This is a genomic window from Bradyrhizobium liaoningense (genome assembly GCF_018130785.1).
In the GTDB taxonomy this organism is placed as follows: domain Bacteria; phylum Pseudomonadota; class Alphaproteobacteria; order Rhizobiales; family Xanthobacteraceae; genus Bradyrhizobium; species Bradyrhizobium liaoningense_A.
The window spans coordinates 18,610-33,510 of sequence record NZ_JAFCJT010000013.1 but is presented as its reverse complement, the minus strand read 5'-3'; the positions used below and the strand labels follow the sequence as shown (position 1 = coordinate 33,510).

General features: G+C 63.9%; 15 protein-coding genes. 7 read left to right on the top strand and 8 right to left on the bottom strand.

Annotation, left to right across the window (positions count from 1 at the left end; translation table 11 throughout):
- The first annotated feature begins 120 nt into the window (after window positions 1–120).
- Window positions 121–540, top strand: coding sequence for a DUF6455 family protein (locus tag JQ627_RS24015; protein WP_212486576.1), 420 nt, complete (start codon window positions 121–123; stop codon window positions 538–540).
- A gap of 471 nt (window positions 541–1,011) precedes the next feature.
- On the top strand, window positions 1,012–1,824 hold the full coding sequence (locus tag JQ627_RS24010; RefSeq protein ID WP_212486575.1) for a Crp/Fnr family transcriptional regulator: 813 nt from the start codon (window positions 1,012–1,014) through the stop codon (window positions 1,822–1,824).
- Window positions 1,825–1,919: 95 nt separating this feature from the next.
- Here the strand turns inward: JQ627_RS24010 and JQ627_RS24005 are convergent, their stop codons facing one another.
- Window positions 1,920–2,801: a CoA ester lyase gene (locus tag JQ627_RS24005; RefSeq protein WP_212486574.1), complete on the bottom strand. Its 882-nt coding sequence runs from the start codon at window positions 2,799–2,801 to the stop codon at window positions 1,920–1,922.
- 110 nt (window positions 2,802–2,911) lie between these two features.
- Between JQ627_RS24005 and JQ627_RS24000 the strand changes: the two genes are divergently transcribed.
- Window positions 2,912–3,556, top strand: a complete 645-nt coding sequence (locus tag JQ627_RS24000; RefSeq protein ID WP_212486573.1) for a carbonic anhydrase — start codon at window positions 2,912–2,914, stop codon at window positions 3,554–3,556.
- Window positions 3,557–3,773: 217 nt separating this feature from the next.
- Here JQ627_RS24000 and JQ627_RS23995 read toward each other — a convergent pair whose 3' ends face one another.
- Window positions 3,774–4,808 carry an aspartate-semialdehyde dehydrogenase gene (locus JQ627_RS23995; protein WP_212486572.1) on the bottom strand — a complete coding sequence of 345 codons (1,035 nt, stop codon included), beginning with the start codon at window positions 4,806–4,808 and terminating at the stop codon, window positions 3,774–3,776.
- Window positions 4,809–4,924: 116 nt separating this feature from the next.
- Here JQ627_RS23995 and JQ627_RS23990 point away from each other — a divergent pair, with 116 nt between their 5' ends.
- Both JQ627_RS23990 and JQ627_RS23985 read left to right on the top strand, forming a co-directional pair.
- The gene (locus JQ627_RS23990) at window positions 4,925–5,713 is read left to right on the top strand and encodes a hypothetical protein (RefSeq protein WP_212486571.1); all 789 of its coding nucleotides are present in this window, start codon (window positions 4,925–4,927) and stop codon (window positions 5,711–5,713) included.
- A 157-nt stretch (window positions 5,714–5,870) separates the two neighbouring features.
- Window positions 5,871–6,257: a hypothetical protein gene (locus JQ627_RS23985; protein WP_028158592.1), complete on the top strand. Its 387-nt coding sequence runs from the start codon at window positions 5,871–5,873 to the stop codon at window positions 6,255–6,257.
- 75 nt (window positions 6,258–6,332) lie between these two features.
- On the opposite strand, the gene JQ627_RS23980 is transcribed toward JQ627_RS23985, so the two are convergent.
- Together JQ627_RS23980 and leuB are read right to left on the bottom strand one after the other, a co-directional pair.
- Window positions 6,333–6,968, bottom strand: coding sequence for a DapH/DapD/GlmU-related protein (locus tag JQ627_RS23980; protein ID WP_212486570.1), 636 nt, complete (start codon window positions 6,966–6,968; stop codon window positions 6,333–6,335).
- A 133-nt stretch (window positions 6,969–7,101) separates the two neighbouring features.
- Window positions 7,102–8,214 carry a 3-isopropylmalate dehydrogenase gene (leuB, locus tag JQ627_RS23975; protein WP_212486569.1) on the bottom strand — a complete coding sequence of 371 codons (1,113 nt, stop codon included), beginning with the start codon at window positions 8,212–8,214 and terminating at the stop codon, window positions 7,102–7,104.
- 300 nt (window positions 8,215–8,514) lie between these two features.
- Between leuB and JQ627_RS23970 the strand changes: the two genes are divergently transcribed.
- Window positions 8,515–9,717 (top strand): YbfB/YjiJ family MFS transporter, encoded by a 1,203-nt coding sequence (locus JQ627_RS23970; RefSeq protein WP_212486568.1) that lies wholly within the window; start codon window positions 8,515–8,517, stop codon window positions 9,715–9,717.
- Window positions 9,718–9,813: 96 nt separating this feature from the next.
- Here JQ627_RS23970 and JQ627_RS23965 read toward each other — a convergent pair whose 3' ends face one another.
- From JQ627_RS23965 to JQ627_RS23950, 4 genes are all read right to left on the bottom strand, one after another.
- Complete coding sequence (locus tag JQ627_RS23965; protein WP_212486567.1) at window positions 9,814–10,596, bottom strand: molybdopterin-dependent oxidoreductase; 783 nt, start codon at window positions 10,594–10,596, stop codon at window positions 9,814–9,816.
- Between the two features lie 71 nt (window positions 10,597–10,667).
- Window positions 10,668–11,297 (bottom strand): cytochrome b/b6 domain-containing protein, encoded by a 630-nt coding sequence (locus tag JQ627_RS23960; RefSeq protein ID WP_212486566.1) that lies wholly within the window; start codon window positions 11,295–11,297, stop codon window positions 10,668–10,670.
- 183 nt (window positions 11,298–11,480) lie between these two features.
- A complete protein-coding gene (locus tag JQ627_RS23955; protein WP_014490676.1) occupies window positions 11,481–12,035 on the bottom strand; it encodes a fasciclin domain-containing protein in 555 nt (184 codons plus the stop codon).
- Between the two features lie 351 nt (window positions 12,036–12,386).
- Window positions 12,387–13,148 (bottom strand): SDR family oxidoreductase, encoded by a 762-nt coding sequence (locus JQ627_RS23950; RefSeq protein ID WP_212486565.1) that lies wholly within the window; start codon window positions 13,146–13,148, stop codon window positions 12,387–12,389.
- Window positions 13,149–13,243: 95 nt separating this feature from the next.
- Here JQ627_RS23950 and JQ627_RS23945 point away from each other — a divergent pair, with 95 nt between their 5' ends.
- Entirely contained in the window at window positions 13,244–14,773 is a 1,530-nt protein-coding gene (locus tag JQ627_RS23945; RefSeq protein ID WP_212486564.1) for a malonyl-CoA synthase, read from the top strand.
- Window positions 14,774–14,901 lie beyond the last annotated feature (128 nt).

Here is a 14,901-nt window from a genome sequence, read left to right as displayed (position 1 = left end):
GTCGGGGACACGAAACGAACCGCTACACGCGAACGCATTCTCAATTTGATCCAGCGCAACGCGCCTCTGCACCATTGTGCCTAATCTCGCTCCCATTCCGCCGTCCGAATGGAGCTTTCCATGAGCACCGCAAGCAGGCCTTATCCCATTGTTCAGGACCTCATCGAGTCCTTTGCCGCCTGGCTGAAGCATCGCCGCGAGATGAACGAGATGCGGCAGCTTGATCGCGCCGATTTCGACCGGATCGCGCAAGATCTCAGGATCGCGCCCGACGATCTGGAGGAACTGGTCCGTCACGGCAAGCACTCCGCCGACGAGCTGCCGAGGATGCTCGAACAGCTCGGCATCAGCGCAGAACGGCTCGGGCAGGCGCAGCCGCTGCTGCTCCGCGACATGGAGCGCGTCTGCTCGCTCTGCAATCACAAGGGACAATGCGACCGCGATCTCGCCGATGGCACCGCCGCGGAGAACTACCACGGCTATTGCGGCAATGCTTCGACGCTGGAGTCGCTCGATCGGGCCGACGTCGCCCCGCACTGACGCGTCGTCTGGATCGAAAGATCAGTTCGGCCGGCGGAATGTCATCCTGACCTAGATCGTGCCGTTTCGCGCGCGAGCGTCGCGCCGGGCAAATCCTTTCACGAGCTTTTTGCACGCACCCGGAAGGCCAGGTTCAGCCGCGCTCTCTTTTTGACTGCATGCGGTCGCGAAGTCTTATCGCGTTTGGTCGGAGGTTCGGTATCCTCGGACACCGGCACACCAGCAACCATCATTGGTCGATCACCACGTGGGCACCTCGCCGAGTGGCAAAGGCGCCAATGGTATGATGTATGCAAGACCCTGTTTGCGCGGCGAGAATGCCGCCGAGGTCTCCGCAATTGTCCGTGCTTGATCTCGACGAATGGCTCTGTTTGGATAGTTGCCCTTCGGCAAGTCGTATTTCGGATGATCATGGCAAACGAAATAGATGGATACCGCCGTTCATTGGGCGCTCGTTCACAAGAAAGCGTCGTGACCGCTTCCCGCGCGGGCATCGGGAATCGGCTCCTGGCGGCGTTGCCGCCGGCGGATCTCGGTTTGCTCACGCCCTACTTCCAGAGGGTCTCGTTCGAACCCGATGCCGTCCTGGTGCGGTCGGGCGATGAGCTCGATCCGGTTTATTTTCCCCATAGCGGCGCGATCGCCTTCATGCTCGATATGCCGGACGGGCAAACTGTCGCAACCACCTTGATGGGACGGGAAGGCGCCTTGGCCTCGTTCTCGGTGCTCGGCCCGTCGCCGTCATCCGTGACCGCCATTGCTCGCATAGCCGGCACAGCATCGCTGATTTCCGCCGCCAGATTTCGCGCTGCCTTTGCGCAAAGCGCAGCCATCAGGAACGTCGTGCAAGTCCACGCCCGCGCGGTGTTGTTACAGCTCCAGCACGTAGCCGCCTGCAACGCGTTGCACCGGGTGGATGGCCGCATGGCGCGGTGGCTCCTGCAGCTTCACGACCGCGTTCCTGATGACCGGCTTCCGGTGACGCACGAGGCGCTTGCGCAATTGCTTGGGGTGCGACGGACGACAGTGACCCTGACGATGAACAAGCTGCGCGAGGCCGGCGCCGTCCCATCCGACCGGCGCGGATTTGTAGAGATCCATCGGGCGCGGCTCGAGAGGGTCGCATGCGATTGCTATGCGCTCATGCAGCGCAAGATCGATCAGATGTATTGCGAGGAATTGGCGGCGCCGCAGCCTCTCGATGCGCCGTTCCGGGAAAGCGCCATCGTCGCCTGCGACGGAGCCGGCGGTGAATCGAGGGCCGTTTCGCCGTCGGGAAAATAGACGATCGGGACTACCATCGCGATGACCGCTTGGGTCACAAGCGGCAGTTTCCGCCTGGCGGGGACAAGCGGATATCGCTTTCTCGAGGTGACGCCTCAGCCCTTGCCCATCGCTGCGATCGCGTCCGCGATCTCGATCGTGCGCCGCGCCATGTCGGCGTGCAGACGCTCCACCATGGCACCATCGAGCCGGATCGCGCCGCGCGAGACGTTCTCCGGCAGCTCGAACGCCGCGATGATCTTTCGCGCGCGCGCGACTTCCTCTTCGGGCGGCGTGAAGATCGCGTTACAGGCCTCGATCTGCGACGGATGGATCAGCGTCTTGCCATCGAAGCCGAGGTCGCGGCCCTGCGCGCATTCGGTGGCGAAACCGTCGGAATTGGCGATGTCGCTGTAGGGGCCGTCGAGGATTTCGAGCCCATGGGCGCGCGTCGCCAGAATGCAATGGGTGATCATCGGGATCATCGCCGCGCGGCCCGGCAGCATCTTGATGCGCGTCTCGCGCGAGATGTCGTTCGGACCGAACACGAAGCCGGAGAGGCGCGTCTTGGGATCGCGGCCCGCGGCGGCCAGCTCCTCGGCATGAAGCACGGCGCGCGCGGTCTCGATCATCGCCCAGACTTTCACCGTCGGCGCGGCGCCGAGCTCGGCAAGGCGAGCGCCGATCGCCCGGAGATCCTCGATGCTTGAAACTTTTGGAACCAGAATGCCGTCAGGCGAGGCCTTCGCGGCCATCGCGACATCATCGGCCCACCAGGGCGTATCGAGGCCGTTGGTCCGGATCAGGATCTCGCGCTTGCCGAACCCCTTGGCCGCGATCGCGGCAACTATGCCGTCACGCGCCGCCGCCTTGGCGTCGGGAGCGACGGAATCCTCGAGATCGAGGATCAGGCCGTCGGCGGCGAGATTACGCGCCTTTTCCAGCGCGCGAGGGTTGGAGCCGGGCATGAACAGATGGCTGCGGCGCGGGCGGGTCATGCGAGTGTTCCTTCCGGTTTCCTCGTACTATTCTGACCGAAGCCGATAGCATCTGGCCTGCCTATTCGAAAGGCTTGTTCGCCCCTGCGGTATATGATTAGGCATAGGTCATGATCACATTCCCAGAGCACTTGCTGGAAGGCTACAAGGCCTTCGCCACCCAGCGGCTGCCGGCAGAGCAGAGCCGCTATCGCGAGCTGTCGGTGAAGGGGCAGTTCCCGGAAGTGATGGTGATCGGCTGCTGCGACAGCCGTGTCGCGCCGGAGACCATCTTCGACGTCGGCCCGGGCGAACTGTTCGTGGTCCGCAACATCGCCAATCTGGTGCCGGTGTATCAGCCCGACGGCAATGCGCATGGCGTCTCGGCCGCGCTGGAATATGCCGTGACGGTGCTGAAGGTGAAGCACATCGTCATCCTCGGGCACGCGCAATGCGGCGGCATCCGCGCCTTCGTCGACAAGATCGAGCCGCTCACGCCCGGCGACTTCATCGGCAAGTGGATGCAGATGTTCATCAAGCCGGGCGAAGTGGTCGAGCAGCGCGACCACGAAACCATGGCACAGTTCGTCGAGCGCATCGAGAAGGCCGCGGTGTTCCGCAGCCTGGAAAACCTGATGACGTTCCCGTTCGTGCGCAAGGCCGTCGAGAACGGCCAGATGCAGCTGCACGGCGCCTATTTCGGCGTCGCGGAGGGAACGCTGTTCGTGCTGGACAAGGCGACGAAGGAATTCAAGAGCGCGCGGAGCGTGGCATAGGAGCGCCGCTCTCGTAGGGTGGGCAAAGCGAAGCGTGCCCACCACCTATCGCAATCGGAAAAGATCGTGGGCACGGCGCGATGCGCCTTTGCCCACCCTACGAGACCGAGTTCGGTGATGTAGGGCAGATTAGCGAAGCGTAATCCGCAGCGGTTCTCAGCACTCAGAAACTTAAAGAGGCGGATTACGCCTTCGGCTAATCCGCCCTACGTTCCTTTTACGCCGCCTTCTTCTTCGCGCTGATCAGCTTGCGGTTGATCAGCACTTCGGCGATCTGGATGGCGTTGAGCGCCGCGCCCTTGCGCAGATTGTCCGACACGCACCACAGCACGAGGCCGTTCTCCACCGTCGCATCCTCGCGGATGCGGCTGATATAGGTCGCGTCCTCGCCGGCCGCTTCATACGGCGTGGCGTAGCCGCCGGGCTCCTGCTTGTCGATGACGAGACAGCCGGGCGCCTTGCGCAGGATGTCGCGTGCTTCGTCGGCCGTGATCGGATTCTCGAACTCGATGTTGACGGCCTCGGAGTGGCCGACGAACACCGGCACGCGCACGCAGGTCGCGGAGAGCTTGATCTTGGGATCAAGAATCTTCTTGGTCTCCGCCATCATCTTCCACTCTTCCTTGGTGTAGCCGTCCTCCATGAAGACATCGATGTGGGGGATGACGTTGAAGGCGATGCGCTTGGGGAATTTCTTCGCGATCAGCTCGTCGTTGGTGTAGACGGCCTTGGTCTGCGAGAACAACTCGTCCATCGCATCCTTGCCGGCGCCCGAGACCGATTGATAGGTCGAGACCACGACGCGCTTGATCGTCGCCTTGTCGTGCAGCGGCTTCAGCGCGACCACGAGCTGCGCGGTCGAGCAGTTCGGGTTGGCGATGATGTTCTTCTTCTTGAAGCCTTCCGTCGCGTCTGCGTTCACCTCGGGCACGATCAGCGGCACGTCCGGATCCATGCGCCAGGCCGAGGAATTGTCGATCACGACCGTGCCGGCGGCGCCGATCTTCGGCGACCATTCCTTCGACACCGAGCCGCCGGCCGACATCAGGCAGATATCGACATCGGAGAAATCGTAATGCTCGAGCGCTTTGACCTTCAGGGTGCGGTCGCCATAGGAGACCTCGACGCCGACGCTGCGGCGTGACGCAAGGGCCACGACCTCGTCCGCGGGGAATTGGCGCTCATCGAGGATGTTGAGCATTTCCCGTCCGACATTGCCGGTCGCGCCGACGACTGCGACTTTGTAACCCATCGTTCACTCTCCGATGAAAAAGCCCGTTCCTGAAGCTGACGCTTAAACAGGAAGAGCAGCGCTTCTATGCGAGAACCGGCCTCAAGACAACGTTGGACCATGCCTGAAGGCCGTGGATGCAATCGCCTGAGGCCAGCACGGCCGCAACCCCTACCCAAATTCATCTGGCGATTGCAGCCTTCGCCGACGAGGTCGTCGGCACACTGGCGCACCTGTTCGCCTATGTGGGGGCGCTGGCCCTGTTTGCCATCCTCGCCCTCGCGGCGCTCGGCCAGCTGCCCAGCCTGCGTGACGACGAACCCGCCGAGAAGCCGGAGTGGAGCGTGGCCGACCGCTCGCAACCGGCCTTCGCCCTCAGCCGGCTCGATTCATCAGAAAAAACAGCCTCTTACGTCATTCTCAGGCATCCCGAAGGCGGCCGCCGGGACGTGATGCGCTGGACCGGCGAGGCGGACAAGCCCGTGGCAGAGCTCGAGATTTACCGGGAAGGCGGCGAATTCGACGTGGCCCGCCCGGCGACAGCCGACCTGGCGGTCCACATGGGCCTGGATGAGGCGACCCCGCTCGAGCAGGCCGGCCTGATCGACACGAAATTCGGTCCCGTTGCCCTGTTCCGGCCCACCGGCACGGTGGAGGCTGCGCGGGCGTGCCTCGGCTACCTCAAACGCAGCGAGGAGCCGGCGCTCCAGATCTCCGGCTTCTCCTGCCAGGGTGACACCCTGCCCGCCCGGCGCGCGGCGATCGCCTGCACGCTGAACCGGCTGACGCTCCTGATCTCGGGCAACGAGCCGAAGCTGGCGGAATTGTTCGCCCATGCGGAGCTGAAGCGCCGCTCCTGCGCTCCCCAGGGTTCGTCGGACTGGCTGCTCGGCGCGGCGAACGCGCAATTGCGCGGGGCGCTTTGACCCGCATCAAGCTCAAGTGGCTGGTATTGATGCAACTTTTGCCGGCACGCACGATTATTCCGTCCTGGTGTGACCCAATTGACCTAGTTGCGGCCACCCTTGCCGGGCTAGTATGGGGATGAAATCGATTGGCGGCTTGCCGCCTGAAGGGGACGTGATGAGCTCGAATTTCTCTGCCGCGAACAAACTGGCGATGTGGCTTGCGGCCGGCGCCGTGGTTGCCATGTCCTCAGCCCTCGCCACACCCGCCTCGGCCGACACCAAGAAGCAGCGTTATGACAACAGCCGTCCCTATTACGGCCCGAGCGGTCCCAACGCGGTCTATCAGCAGGGTCGCACCCGCCTTTATGTGAGCAAGCGCTCTTGGCTCGACGGCGGCACCGAGGTCAATCCGGGCGACCGCAAGTTCTCCGACTACGCTTTCCCGCCGGCGATCGGCTATCCGACCTTCGCGCGCGAGAACAACAACCGCCCGATCGATCGCCAGCCGCTGAGCACGCCGGCCGACGTCGGCGGCTATCCACGGAATTTCCCGCTGTACTGAGCGGAATGATCGACCGAATCAAAATGGCCGGGCTGGCGCCCGGCCATTTTTTTGTTTGTGAGAGACACGTCCGCTTCAGGCGTTGGCTGCCGGGTCGTAGCGCCGGCAAAATTCTTCGATCGCCTCTGAGCGGAAATCGCCCAGGCGATCGAAGATCAGTTCCTCCGGCCAATCCCACCAGGCGATACGGCGCAGGCTTTCCGCAACCGAATCGTCGAAGCGCTTGCGGATGGGACGCGCGGGAACGCCGCCGACGATCGTGTAGGGCTCGACATCGCGGCTGACGACCGCGCCCGCGGCAATCACCGCGCCGTCGCCGATGGTGACGCCCGGCAGCAGGATGGCGGCGTGGCCGATCCAGACGTCATTGCCGACGATCACGCGGTCACCGCGGCGGTCCGCGAAGAAGTCGCGGTCGCGCGTCGCGCTCGCCTCGTAATATTCGGGGACGTAGGTGAAGCGGTGCTGGGACGGACGGCCCATCGGATGATTGGGCGCGCCGATCCGCACCGAGTTGGCGATCGCCGTGAATTTTCCGATCACCGCGTCGGCGACCTCGCAGTTCTCGCCGAGATAGGAGTAGTCGCCGAGCGAGGCATATTCGATGCGCGTGTTGGCGAGGACTTCGCAGCGGCGCCCGATCCGCGCCTCGCGCTGGCGCACGGTCTCATGGATGATCGTCTCCGCGATCTTGGGGCGAGGCGTATCCATGAGGTGGCTCCAGGAGCAGGTGCCGTAGGGTGGGCAAAGGCGCGAAGCGCCGTGCCCACCATCTCTTTCCAATCACAATCGATTGGCGGGCACGCTGTCGCTTTGCCCACCCTACGAGAGCGGTGCTTGCCGCTTACGCGTGCAGCTTCTGCAATTCCTTCAGGATCGCTTCGCCCATCTGCGTGGTCGAGGCGGCCTTGGTACCTTCCGACTTGATGTCGGCGGTGCGCAGGCCGCTGGCCAGCACGGCGGCGATCGCAGCATCGACCTTGTCGGCGAGGTCGCCCATATCGAAGGAGTAGCGCAGCGCCATGCCGAAGGACGAGATCATCGCGATGGGATTGGCGAGGCCTTGGCCTGCGATATCAGGCGCCGAGCCGTGCACCGGCTCGTACAGCGCCTTGCGCTTCTTGCTCTTGACGTCGACCTCGCCGAGCGAGGCCGAGGGCAGCATGCCGAGCGAACCGGTCAGCATCGCCGCGATGTCGGACAGCATGTCGCCGAACAGGTTGTCGGTGACGATGACGTCGAACTGCTTCGGCGCCTTGACCAGCATCATGCCGCCGGAATCGGCGAGCTGGTGCTCGAGCGTCACGTCAGGATATTCGCGCTTGTGAACCGCCGTCATGACCTCGTTCCAGAGCACGCCCGACTTCATGACGTTGCGCTTCTCCATCGACGTCACCTTGTTCTTGCGCTTCCTGGCAAGCTCGAAGGCGACGCGGCCGATGCGCTCGATCTCATAGGTGTCGTAGACCTGGGTATCGACGGCCCGCTTCTGGCCGTTGCCGAGATCGGTGATAGTCTTGGGCTCGCCGAAATAGACGCCGCCGGTGAGCTCGCGGACGATGACGATGTCGAGGCCCTCGACCGCCTCGCGCTTCAGGCTCGAGGCATCGGCCAGCGCCGGATAGCACACCGCAGGGCGGAGGTTGGCGAACAAGGCGAGATCCTTGCGCAGGCGGAGCAGGCCGGCTTCGGGGCGCACCTCGTAAGGAACGGCATCCCACTTCGGGCCGCCGACCGCGCCGAAGATGATGGCGTCGGCGGCCAGGGCCTTGGCCATGTCGCCCTCGGAGATCGACACCTTGTGCGCGTCATAGGCGGAGCCGCCGACAAGGCCGGTATCGGTCTCGAATTTGGCGATCCCTGCCGAATTGAGCCAGTCGATCAGCCGCTTCACCTCGCCCATCACCTCGGGGCCGATACCGTCGCCGGGGAGCAGCAGCAGTTTGTGGGTCGCCATGTTCGTTTCCCTTCTCGATCCTCTCTCGTCATTCCGGGACGCGCCACCGACCTCGGGTTTACCCGAGTTCGGCACTTTAGATTGTCCAAGTCGGCAACAGCCGACTTGGAGGCGCGGGCCCGGAATCCATAACCACCAGCCGGGGTTATGGATTCCGGGCTCGCCCGCTTCGCGTGCGCCCCGGAATGACGGTCGGCCGGAGTGCTAGAGCGGCGTTGCGCGCTTGGCAAGACACCATTGCCGCCTCGCGGCTGTGCAAGACGGGCGGGGCCTGCCACACTGCACAGGCCGGAGCACCCTTTGCACGCCCATGACCGCCCCCCGCCCGACGCGCACCCCGCGCGGCTGATCCTGACCCTGTCGCTGGCGGCGACGGTCGGGCTCGGCATCGGCCGCTTTGCCTATGCGCTGGTGCTGCCTGACATGCGGGAGGATCTCGGCTGGTCCTACTCGGCGGCCGGTTTCATGAACACCATCAATGCCGTCGGCTACCTCGCGGGCGCGCTCGTTGCTTCCCGACTGATCCAGCGCGTCGGCTGGGCGGCCGCGATCCGCGGCGGAACTCTGGCCTGCGTCGCCGCGCTCGCCATCTGTGCGCTGACAGGCAATTTCGTCGCACTGAGCTTCGCGCGCCTCGTGCTCGGCTTCGGCGCCGCCGCCGGCTTCGTCGCCGGCGGCGCGCTGGCCGCTTCAATCGCGCAGTCGCGCCCGGAACGGGCCAATTTCCTCCTCAGCCTGTTCTATGCCGGGCCCGGCATCGGCATTCTCGCCTCGGGACTGATCGCCCCGTTCACGCTGCAATATTTCGGGCCGGGCTCGTGGTGGATGGTGTGGTGGGCGCTGACACTGCTGTCCGTGGTGATGACCGTGCCCCTGTTCCTGATCCGCATCGAAAGTGGCGTGCGCTTCTCGGAAGGCAGCCACGCCGCCTTCGCTATTCTTCCGGTGCTGATCTATCTCGCCGGCTACTTCCTGTTCGGCGCGGGCTACATCGCCTACATGACCTTCATGATCGCCTATGTGCGCGACGGCGGTGGCGGCGCCGCGGCACAGGCCGCGTTCTGGAGCCTGATCGGCCTCAGCGCCTTTGCGACGCCCTGGGCCTGGCGCGGCGTGCTGGCGCTGGATCGCGGCGGGCTCGCAACCGCCATCATCCTCGGCACCAACGCGCTCGGCGCGGCCCTGCCGATCCTCGGCCATTCACCGGCATGGCTCGCGGTCTCCGCGGTCGTGTTCGGCGTCGCCTTCTTCGCCGTGGTCGGCTCGACCACCGCCTTCGTCCGCTTCAACTATCCGCCGGAGGTGTGGCCCACCGCAATCGCGGCGATGACGATCTCGTTCGGCGTCGGGCAGACGTTGGGACCGATCGTGGTCGGCGCGATCACGGATGCGCTGGGGAGTCTGAGTTACGCGCTGAATGTGTCGGCCGCGCTGCTGGCGCTGGGGGCGGTGGCGGCATTGTGCCAGCGGAAGGTGGGGCCGGCCAAAGCATCGGAGCCGTAGGGTGGGCAAAGGCGCGCAGCGCCGTGCCCACCATCTGTGCGCGGTCGAGGAGTTTGGTGGGCACGCTTGCGCTTTGCCCACCCTACGACAGCGGAGCTAGCTCCCGCTGAACGAATTGTACCCCTGGTCTTCCCAGTAACCACCCTTGTAGTCATTGGTGACTTCCATCGAGACCACGTATTTCGGGTTCTTGAAGCCGAGCTTGGTCGGCACGCGGATCTTCATCGGGAAACCGTAGGCACGGGGCAATATCTCGTTCGCGTATTTGAACGTCATCTGCGTTTGCGGATGCAGCGCGCTGCGCATGTCGAGCGGCGAGTTGTAGCCGTCCTTGTCGGCGCACTGGAACCAGACATATTTTGCGCGGGTGTCGGCGCCGATCAGCTTGAGGAAATCGCGCAAGGGCGTGCCGGTCCAGCTGCCGATCGCGCTCCAGCCCTCGACGCAGATGTGGCGGGTGATCTGGGTGACCTGCGGCAGCTTGTACAGTTCCGGAAGCGTCCAGGACTTCTTGTTGTCGACGAGACCGCGTACCTCGAGCTTCCAGTCGGCGCCGTCGATATCGGGGGCGTCATCGAGATCGTAATAGGCGTTGAACGGGAACGGTTTTGTAATCGCGCTCTCCGGGAAGGTCGGCGCCAGCGCGTCGGGATTGAAGATGAAGGCCTGCACGGCGTCGTTGAATTTCGAGACGCTCTTCAGCATCTCCTCGGCCGAGGATGAGTCGATCACGTCGCAGCCGGTGAGCAGCGTCAGCGCGCCGAGGCTGGCGCCGCCCGCGATGAAGCGGCGGCGGCTGACATCGGGCATCGTCTTGATGGAGTCCTTGATCAGCAGTCGCTTGTCGACGCCGGGGATCAGGAACGAACGCTTGGCCATCGCTATTCTCACATATCTGTTTTGAGCATGATCTTGTCGGAAAACCGGTTCCCACTTTTCCGGATCATGCTCTATCGCCCAATGATCATCGCGCGCAGGCTCTTCGGCACCAGCAGCGCGAGCAGGACGTGAATGACGAGGAACGCGCAGATCGCGGCCATGCAGAAGAAGTGGACGTAGCGCGCGGTCGGATAATCGCCGAACAGCATCACCAGATAATAAAGTTGCACCGGCTTCCACATCGACAGGCCCGACAGCACGATCAGGACGCCAACCACGATGATGCCGGCATAGAGCAGGCGCTGCACGTAATTGTAGACGGTGAGATCGTCATGGCCGAGCTTGAAGGTCAGCGCAGCCCTGACGTCCTGGAGCACGCCAGATGGCGTGATCGGCAGCAGCTTCTTGCGGAAGCGGCCGGTGGCAAAACCTGTAATGAGATAAGCGAGGCCGTTGATCATCAACAGCCACATCGCCGCAAAATGCCAGAGCAGGCCGCCGCCGAGCCAACCGCCAAGCGTGTACTCGCGCGGAAAACTGAAGCCGAACAGCGGCGAGGCGTTGTAGATCTGCCAGCCCGACAGGATCATCAGGACCATGGCGAGAGCATTGATCCAGTGCATGACCCGGACCCAGGCCGGCTGGATCATTTTGGCCGGGGTGGCGCTGACCTGCTCGTCGGTGACTGTGAGGCTCGACATAATGGTTCCGTCCTGAACGTCGTCTGACACCGATTATACGCCGATGCGGCCGCTTTCGTTACGCCCCGCCGGCCATCGAATCGATGCCTATGGGCTATCGTGGTCACAATAAAGCGAGCCGGGTGCCCCCGGCTCGCCGTTTCGTCGCATCCGGTCTGGGGGATGAAACCGGACTTCGCGGTGTTACGTCGCCGGCATCAGCACGGTGTCGACCACATGGATGACGCCGTTCGACTGGTTGACGTTGGAGATCGTCACCATCGAGGTGCCGCCCTTGGCATCGACGATCCAGACCTTGCCGTCCTGCTTCTTCACCGTCAGTTCCTCGCCTTCGGCGGTCTTCATCTTCTTGCCGTCGGTGAGGTCGGAAGCCTCGAGCTTGCCGGGCACGACATGGTAGGTGAGGATCTTGGTCAAGGTCGCCTTGTTCTCGGGCTTGACCAGATTGTCGACGGTGCCGGCCGGCAGCTTGCCGAAGGCGGCGTTGGTGGGCGCGAACACCGTGAACGGGCCCTTGCTTTCCAGCGTCGGCACCAGGCCGGCGGCCTTCACCGCCGCCACCAGCGTGGTGTGATCCTTCGAGTTGACCGCGTTCTGGACGATGTTCTTGGACGGGAACATCGCGGCGCCGCCGACCATGACGGTCTTCTCCTCGGCGCGGACCGGCGCGACCACAGTCGCGGTGATGGCCAGGGCGCTGAAGGCGGCGGCAGCGAGATAGGCAATACGCTTCGACATGGAGAGTCTCCCGATTGAATTGTGACCGGCAATGACCGGCGTTTGAGTTGGGCAACAACGGCGCCTGCGTCAGTTTTGACGTGCAGCAGTCACGCGTCGTTGGTCCGAACTACGGGAGGGTTTGCGATGGGGTTTCGGACAAAAATTCTTTGTGATGCGTGAAACTATGCGAGGGGACGTTCGTGGGGGTGGGGCGCGCCAAGCAAACGGTGCCGTAGGGTGGGCAAAGCGCAGCGTGCCCACCAAACGCAAATGCGGAGAGAGATGGTGGGCACGGCGCTTCGCGCCTTTGCCCACCCTACAGCAGTGTGCCCGTTGCGGCAGCGTGCCCGTTAAGGCGGTGTCCCCGCACTAATCCCTATTGTGCGGCGTCTGGATAAACCCGCGATTGTGCGTCGGGCTGATCAGGAGCTCGTTGATGCAGACGCGCGGCGGCATCGCCGCGATGAACGCGATGGTGCGGCCGAGATCTTCGGATTGCAGCATCTTCGCCTGCTCTTCTTCGCTCGGCACCACCGGTCGCAGCTTCAGGATCGGCGTTGCCACCTCGCCCGGCATCAGGCAGCAGGCGCGCAAGCCATTGACGCATTCATCCATGTTGAAGGAATGGGTCAGCGCCAGCACCGCATGCTTGGTGGTGGTGTAGGCCGGGCCCGGCATCTTCGAGACGTGGCGGCCCGCCCAGGACGAGACATTGATGATCGAGCCATCCTGCTGCTTGCGCATCGCCGGCAGCACCGCGCGCATGCAATAGAGCACGCCGTTGAGGTTGACCTGGACCAGCTTGTCCCAGCCGTCCAGTTCCATGTCCTTCCAGCTCCGCTTGGGGACATTGATGCCGGCATTGTTCACGAGCAGGTCGATCCGGCCGTGCTTCGCGACGATTTGATCGGCCGCCTTCCGGGCCTGGTCCGCGTTGGCCACATCCAGCGCGATGGCCTCGGCCACCCCGCCCGCCCCAGTGATCTTGGCAACCACGGTATCCAGGGCATCCTTGCGGCGGCCGGAGACCACGACGATCCAGCCGTCGGCCGCCAGCGCCTCGGCGCCGGCCTCCCCGATCCCACTGCCTCCGCCCGTCACCCAGGCCACGCGTTTCCCGTTTTTGGTCATGCAAACTGTCTCCGTTGCTTCATTGGGGCGGTTTTTGCTAATCCAGCCCTCGGTTTTGACCGGCCTTGTTTGCCTTGCGGTCGAGGAAATCTTGCATGAACCAAGCAGCCAACGCCAATCTGTTTTCCCGCCTGTTCGACGGCCTCGACGACCCCAAGCGCCTCGCGATCGAGACGCAGGATGGCGGCCACATCAGCTATGGCGATCTGATCGCGCGGGCCGGGCAGATGGCGAACGTGCTGGTCGCGCGCGGTGTGAAGCCCGGCGACCGCGTCGCGGTGCAGGTGGAGAAATCGGTCACCAATATCGTGCTGTATCTCGCCACGGTGCGGGCCGGCGCGGTCTATCTGCCACTCAACACCGCCTATACGCTGAACGAGCTCGATTACTTCATCGGCGACGCCGAGCCGTCGCTGGTGGTCTGTGATCCCTCCAAGGCCGAGGGTCTCGCGCCGATCGCCGCCAAGGTGAAGGCCAGGGTCGAGACGCTCGGGCCCGACGGCAAGGGCTCGCTGACGGAAGCCGCCGACAAGGCCAGCAGCGACTTCACGACCGTCGCGCGGGCGAACGATGACCTCGCCGCGATCCTCTACACGTCGGGCACCACCGGCCGCTCCAAGGGCGCGATGCTGACGCACGACAATCTCGCGTCGAATTCGCTGAGCCTCGTCGGCTACTGGCGCTTCACCGACAAGGACGTGCTGATCCACGCGCTGCCGATCTACCATACGCACGGCCTGTTCGTGGCGACCAACGTGACGCTGTTCTCGCGGGCGTCGATGATCTTCCTGCCGAAGCTCGATCCGGACCTGATCATCAAGCTGATGACGCGCGCTACGGTGCTGATGGGCGTACCGACGTTCTATACCCGTCTGCTCCAGAACTCCGCGCTGTCGCGCGACACCACAAAGCACATGCGCCTGTTCATCTCGGGCTCGGCGCCGCTGCTGGCAGAAACCCACCGGGAATGGTCGGCGCGCACGGGGCATGCGGTGCTCGAGCGCTACGGCATGACCGAGACCAACATGAACACGTCGAATCCTTACGACGGCGAGCGCGTGCCCGGCGCGGTCGGCTTTCCTCTCCCCGGCGTCTCCGTGCGCGTGACCGAGCCCGACACGGGCAAGGAATTGCCGCGCGAGGAGATCGGCATGATCGAGGTCAAGGGCCCGAACGTGTTCAGGGGTTATTGGCGCATGCCGGAGAAGACCAAGTCGGAATTCCGGCCCGATGGGTTCTTCATCACCGGCGACCTCGGCAAGATCGACGACAAGGGCTACGTCCACATCCTCGGCCGCGGCAAGGATCTCGTGATTTCCGGCGGCTTCAACGTCTATCCGAAAGAGATCGAGAGCGAGATCGACGCCATGCCCGGCGTGATCGAGTCCGCCGTCATCGGCGTGCCGCATGCCGACTTTGGCGAGGGCGTCACGGCGGTTCTGGTTTGCAACAAGGGCGCCGACGTCACCGAAACCGCGGTGCTCAAGGCGCTCGACGGGAGGCTCGCCAAATTCAAGATGCCCAAGCGCGTCTTCGTCGTCGACGAGCTGCCGCGCAACACCATGGGCAAGGTGCAGAAGAACGTGCTGCGCGATACCTACAAGGATATTTACGCGAAGAAATAGGGGTGGACCCGTCGAGGGCCACCATACGACGCGCTGTCATGCCCCGCGAAGGCGGGGCATCCAGTATTCCAGTGACGGCTATGATAGAACCGAGAGGCCGCGGCGTACTGGATTCCCCGCCTTCGCGG

Coding starts and splice junctions, on each gene's coding strand:
- JQ627_RS24015 (WP_212486576.1), top strand. CDS start 121: ATGAGCACCGCAAGCAGGCCTTATCCCATTGTTCAGGACCTCATCGAG.
- JQ627_RS23955 (WP_014490676.1), bottom strand. CDS start 12,035: ATGTCGAAGCGTATTGCCTATCTCGCTGCCGCCGCCTTCAGCGCCCTG.
- JQ627_RS23950 (WP_212486565.1), bottom strand. CDS start 13,148: ATGACCAAAAACGGGAAACGCGTGGCCTGGGTGACGGGCGGAGGCAGT.
- JQ627_RS23965 (WP_212486567.1), bottom strand. CDS start 10,596: ATGGCCAAGCGTTCGTTCCTGATCCCCGGCGTCGACAAGCGACTGCTG.
- JQ627_RS24005 (WP_212486574.1), bottom strand. CDS start 2,801: ATGACCCGCCCGCGCCGCAGCCATCTGTTCATGCCCGGCTCCAACCCT.
- JQ627_RS23960 (WP_212486566.1), bottom strand. CDS start 11,297: ATGTCGAGCCTCACAGTCACCGACGAGCAGGTCAGCGCCACCCCGGCC.
- JQ627_RS23980 (WP_212486570.1), bottom strand. CDS start 6,968: ATGGATACGCCTCGCCCCAAGATCGCGGAGACGATCATCCATGAGACC.
- JQ627_RS23985 (WP_028158592.1), top strand. CDS start 5,871: ATGAGCTCGAATTTCTCTGCCGCGAACAAACTGGCGATGTGGCTTGCG.
- JQ627_RS24000 (WP_212486573.1), top strand. CDS start 2,912: ATGATCACATTCCCAGAGCACTTGCTGGAAGGCTACAAGGCCTTCGCC.
- JQ627_RS23995 (WP_212486572.1), bottom strand. CDS start 4,808: ATGGGTTACAAAGTCGCAGTCGTCGGCGCGACCGGCAATGTCGGACGG.
- JQ627_RS23945 (WP_212486564.1), top strand. CDS start 13,244: ATGAACCAAGCAGCCAACGCCAATCTGTTTTCCCGCCTGTTCGACGGC.
- leuB (WP_212486569.1), bottom strand. CDS start 8,214: ATGGCGACCCACAAACTGCTGCTGCTCCCCGGCGACGGTATCGGCCCC.
- JQ627_RS23990 (WP_212486571.1), top strand. CDS start 4,925: ATGCAATCGCCTGAGGCCAGCACGGCCGCAACCCCTACCCAAATTCAT.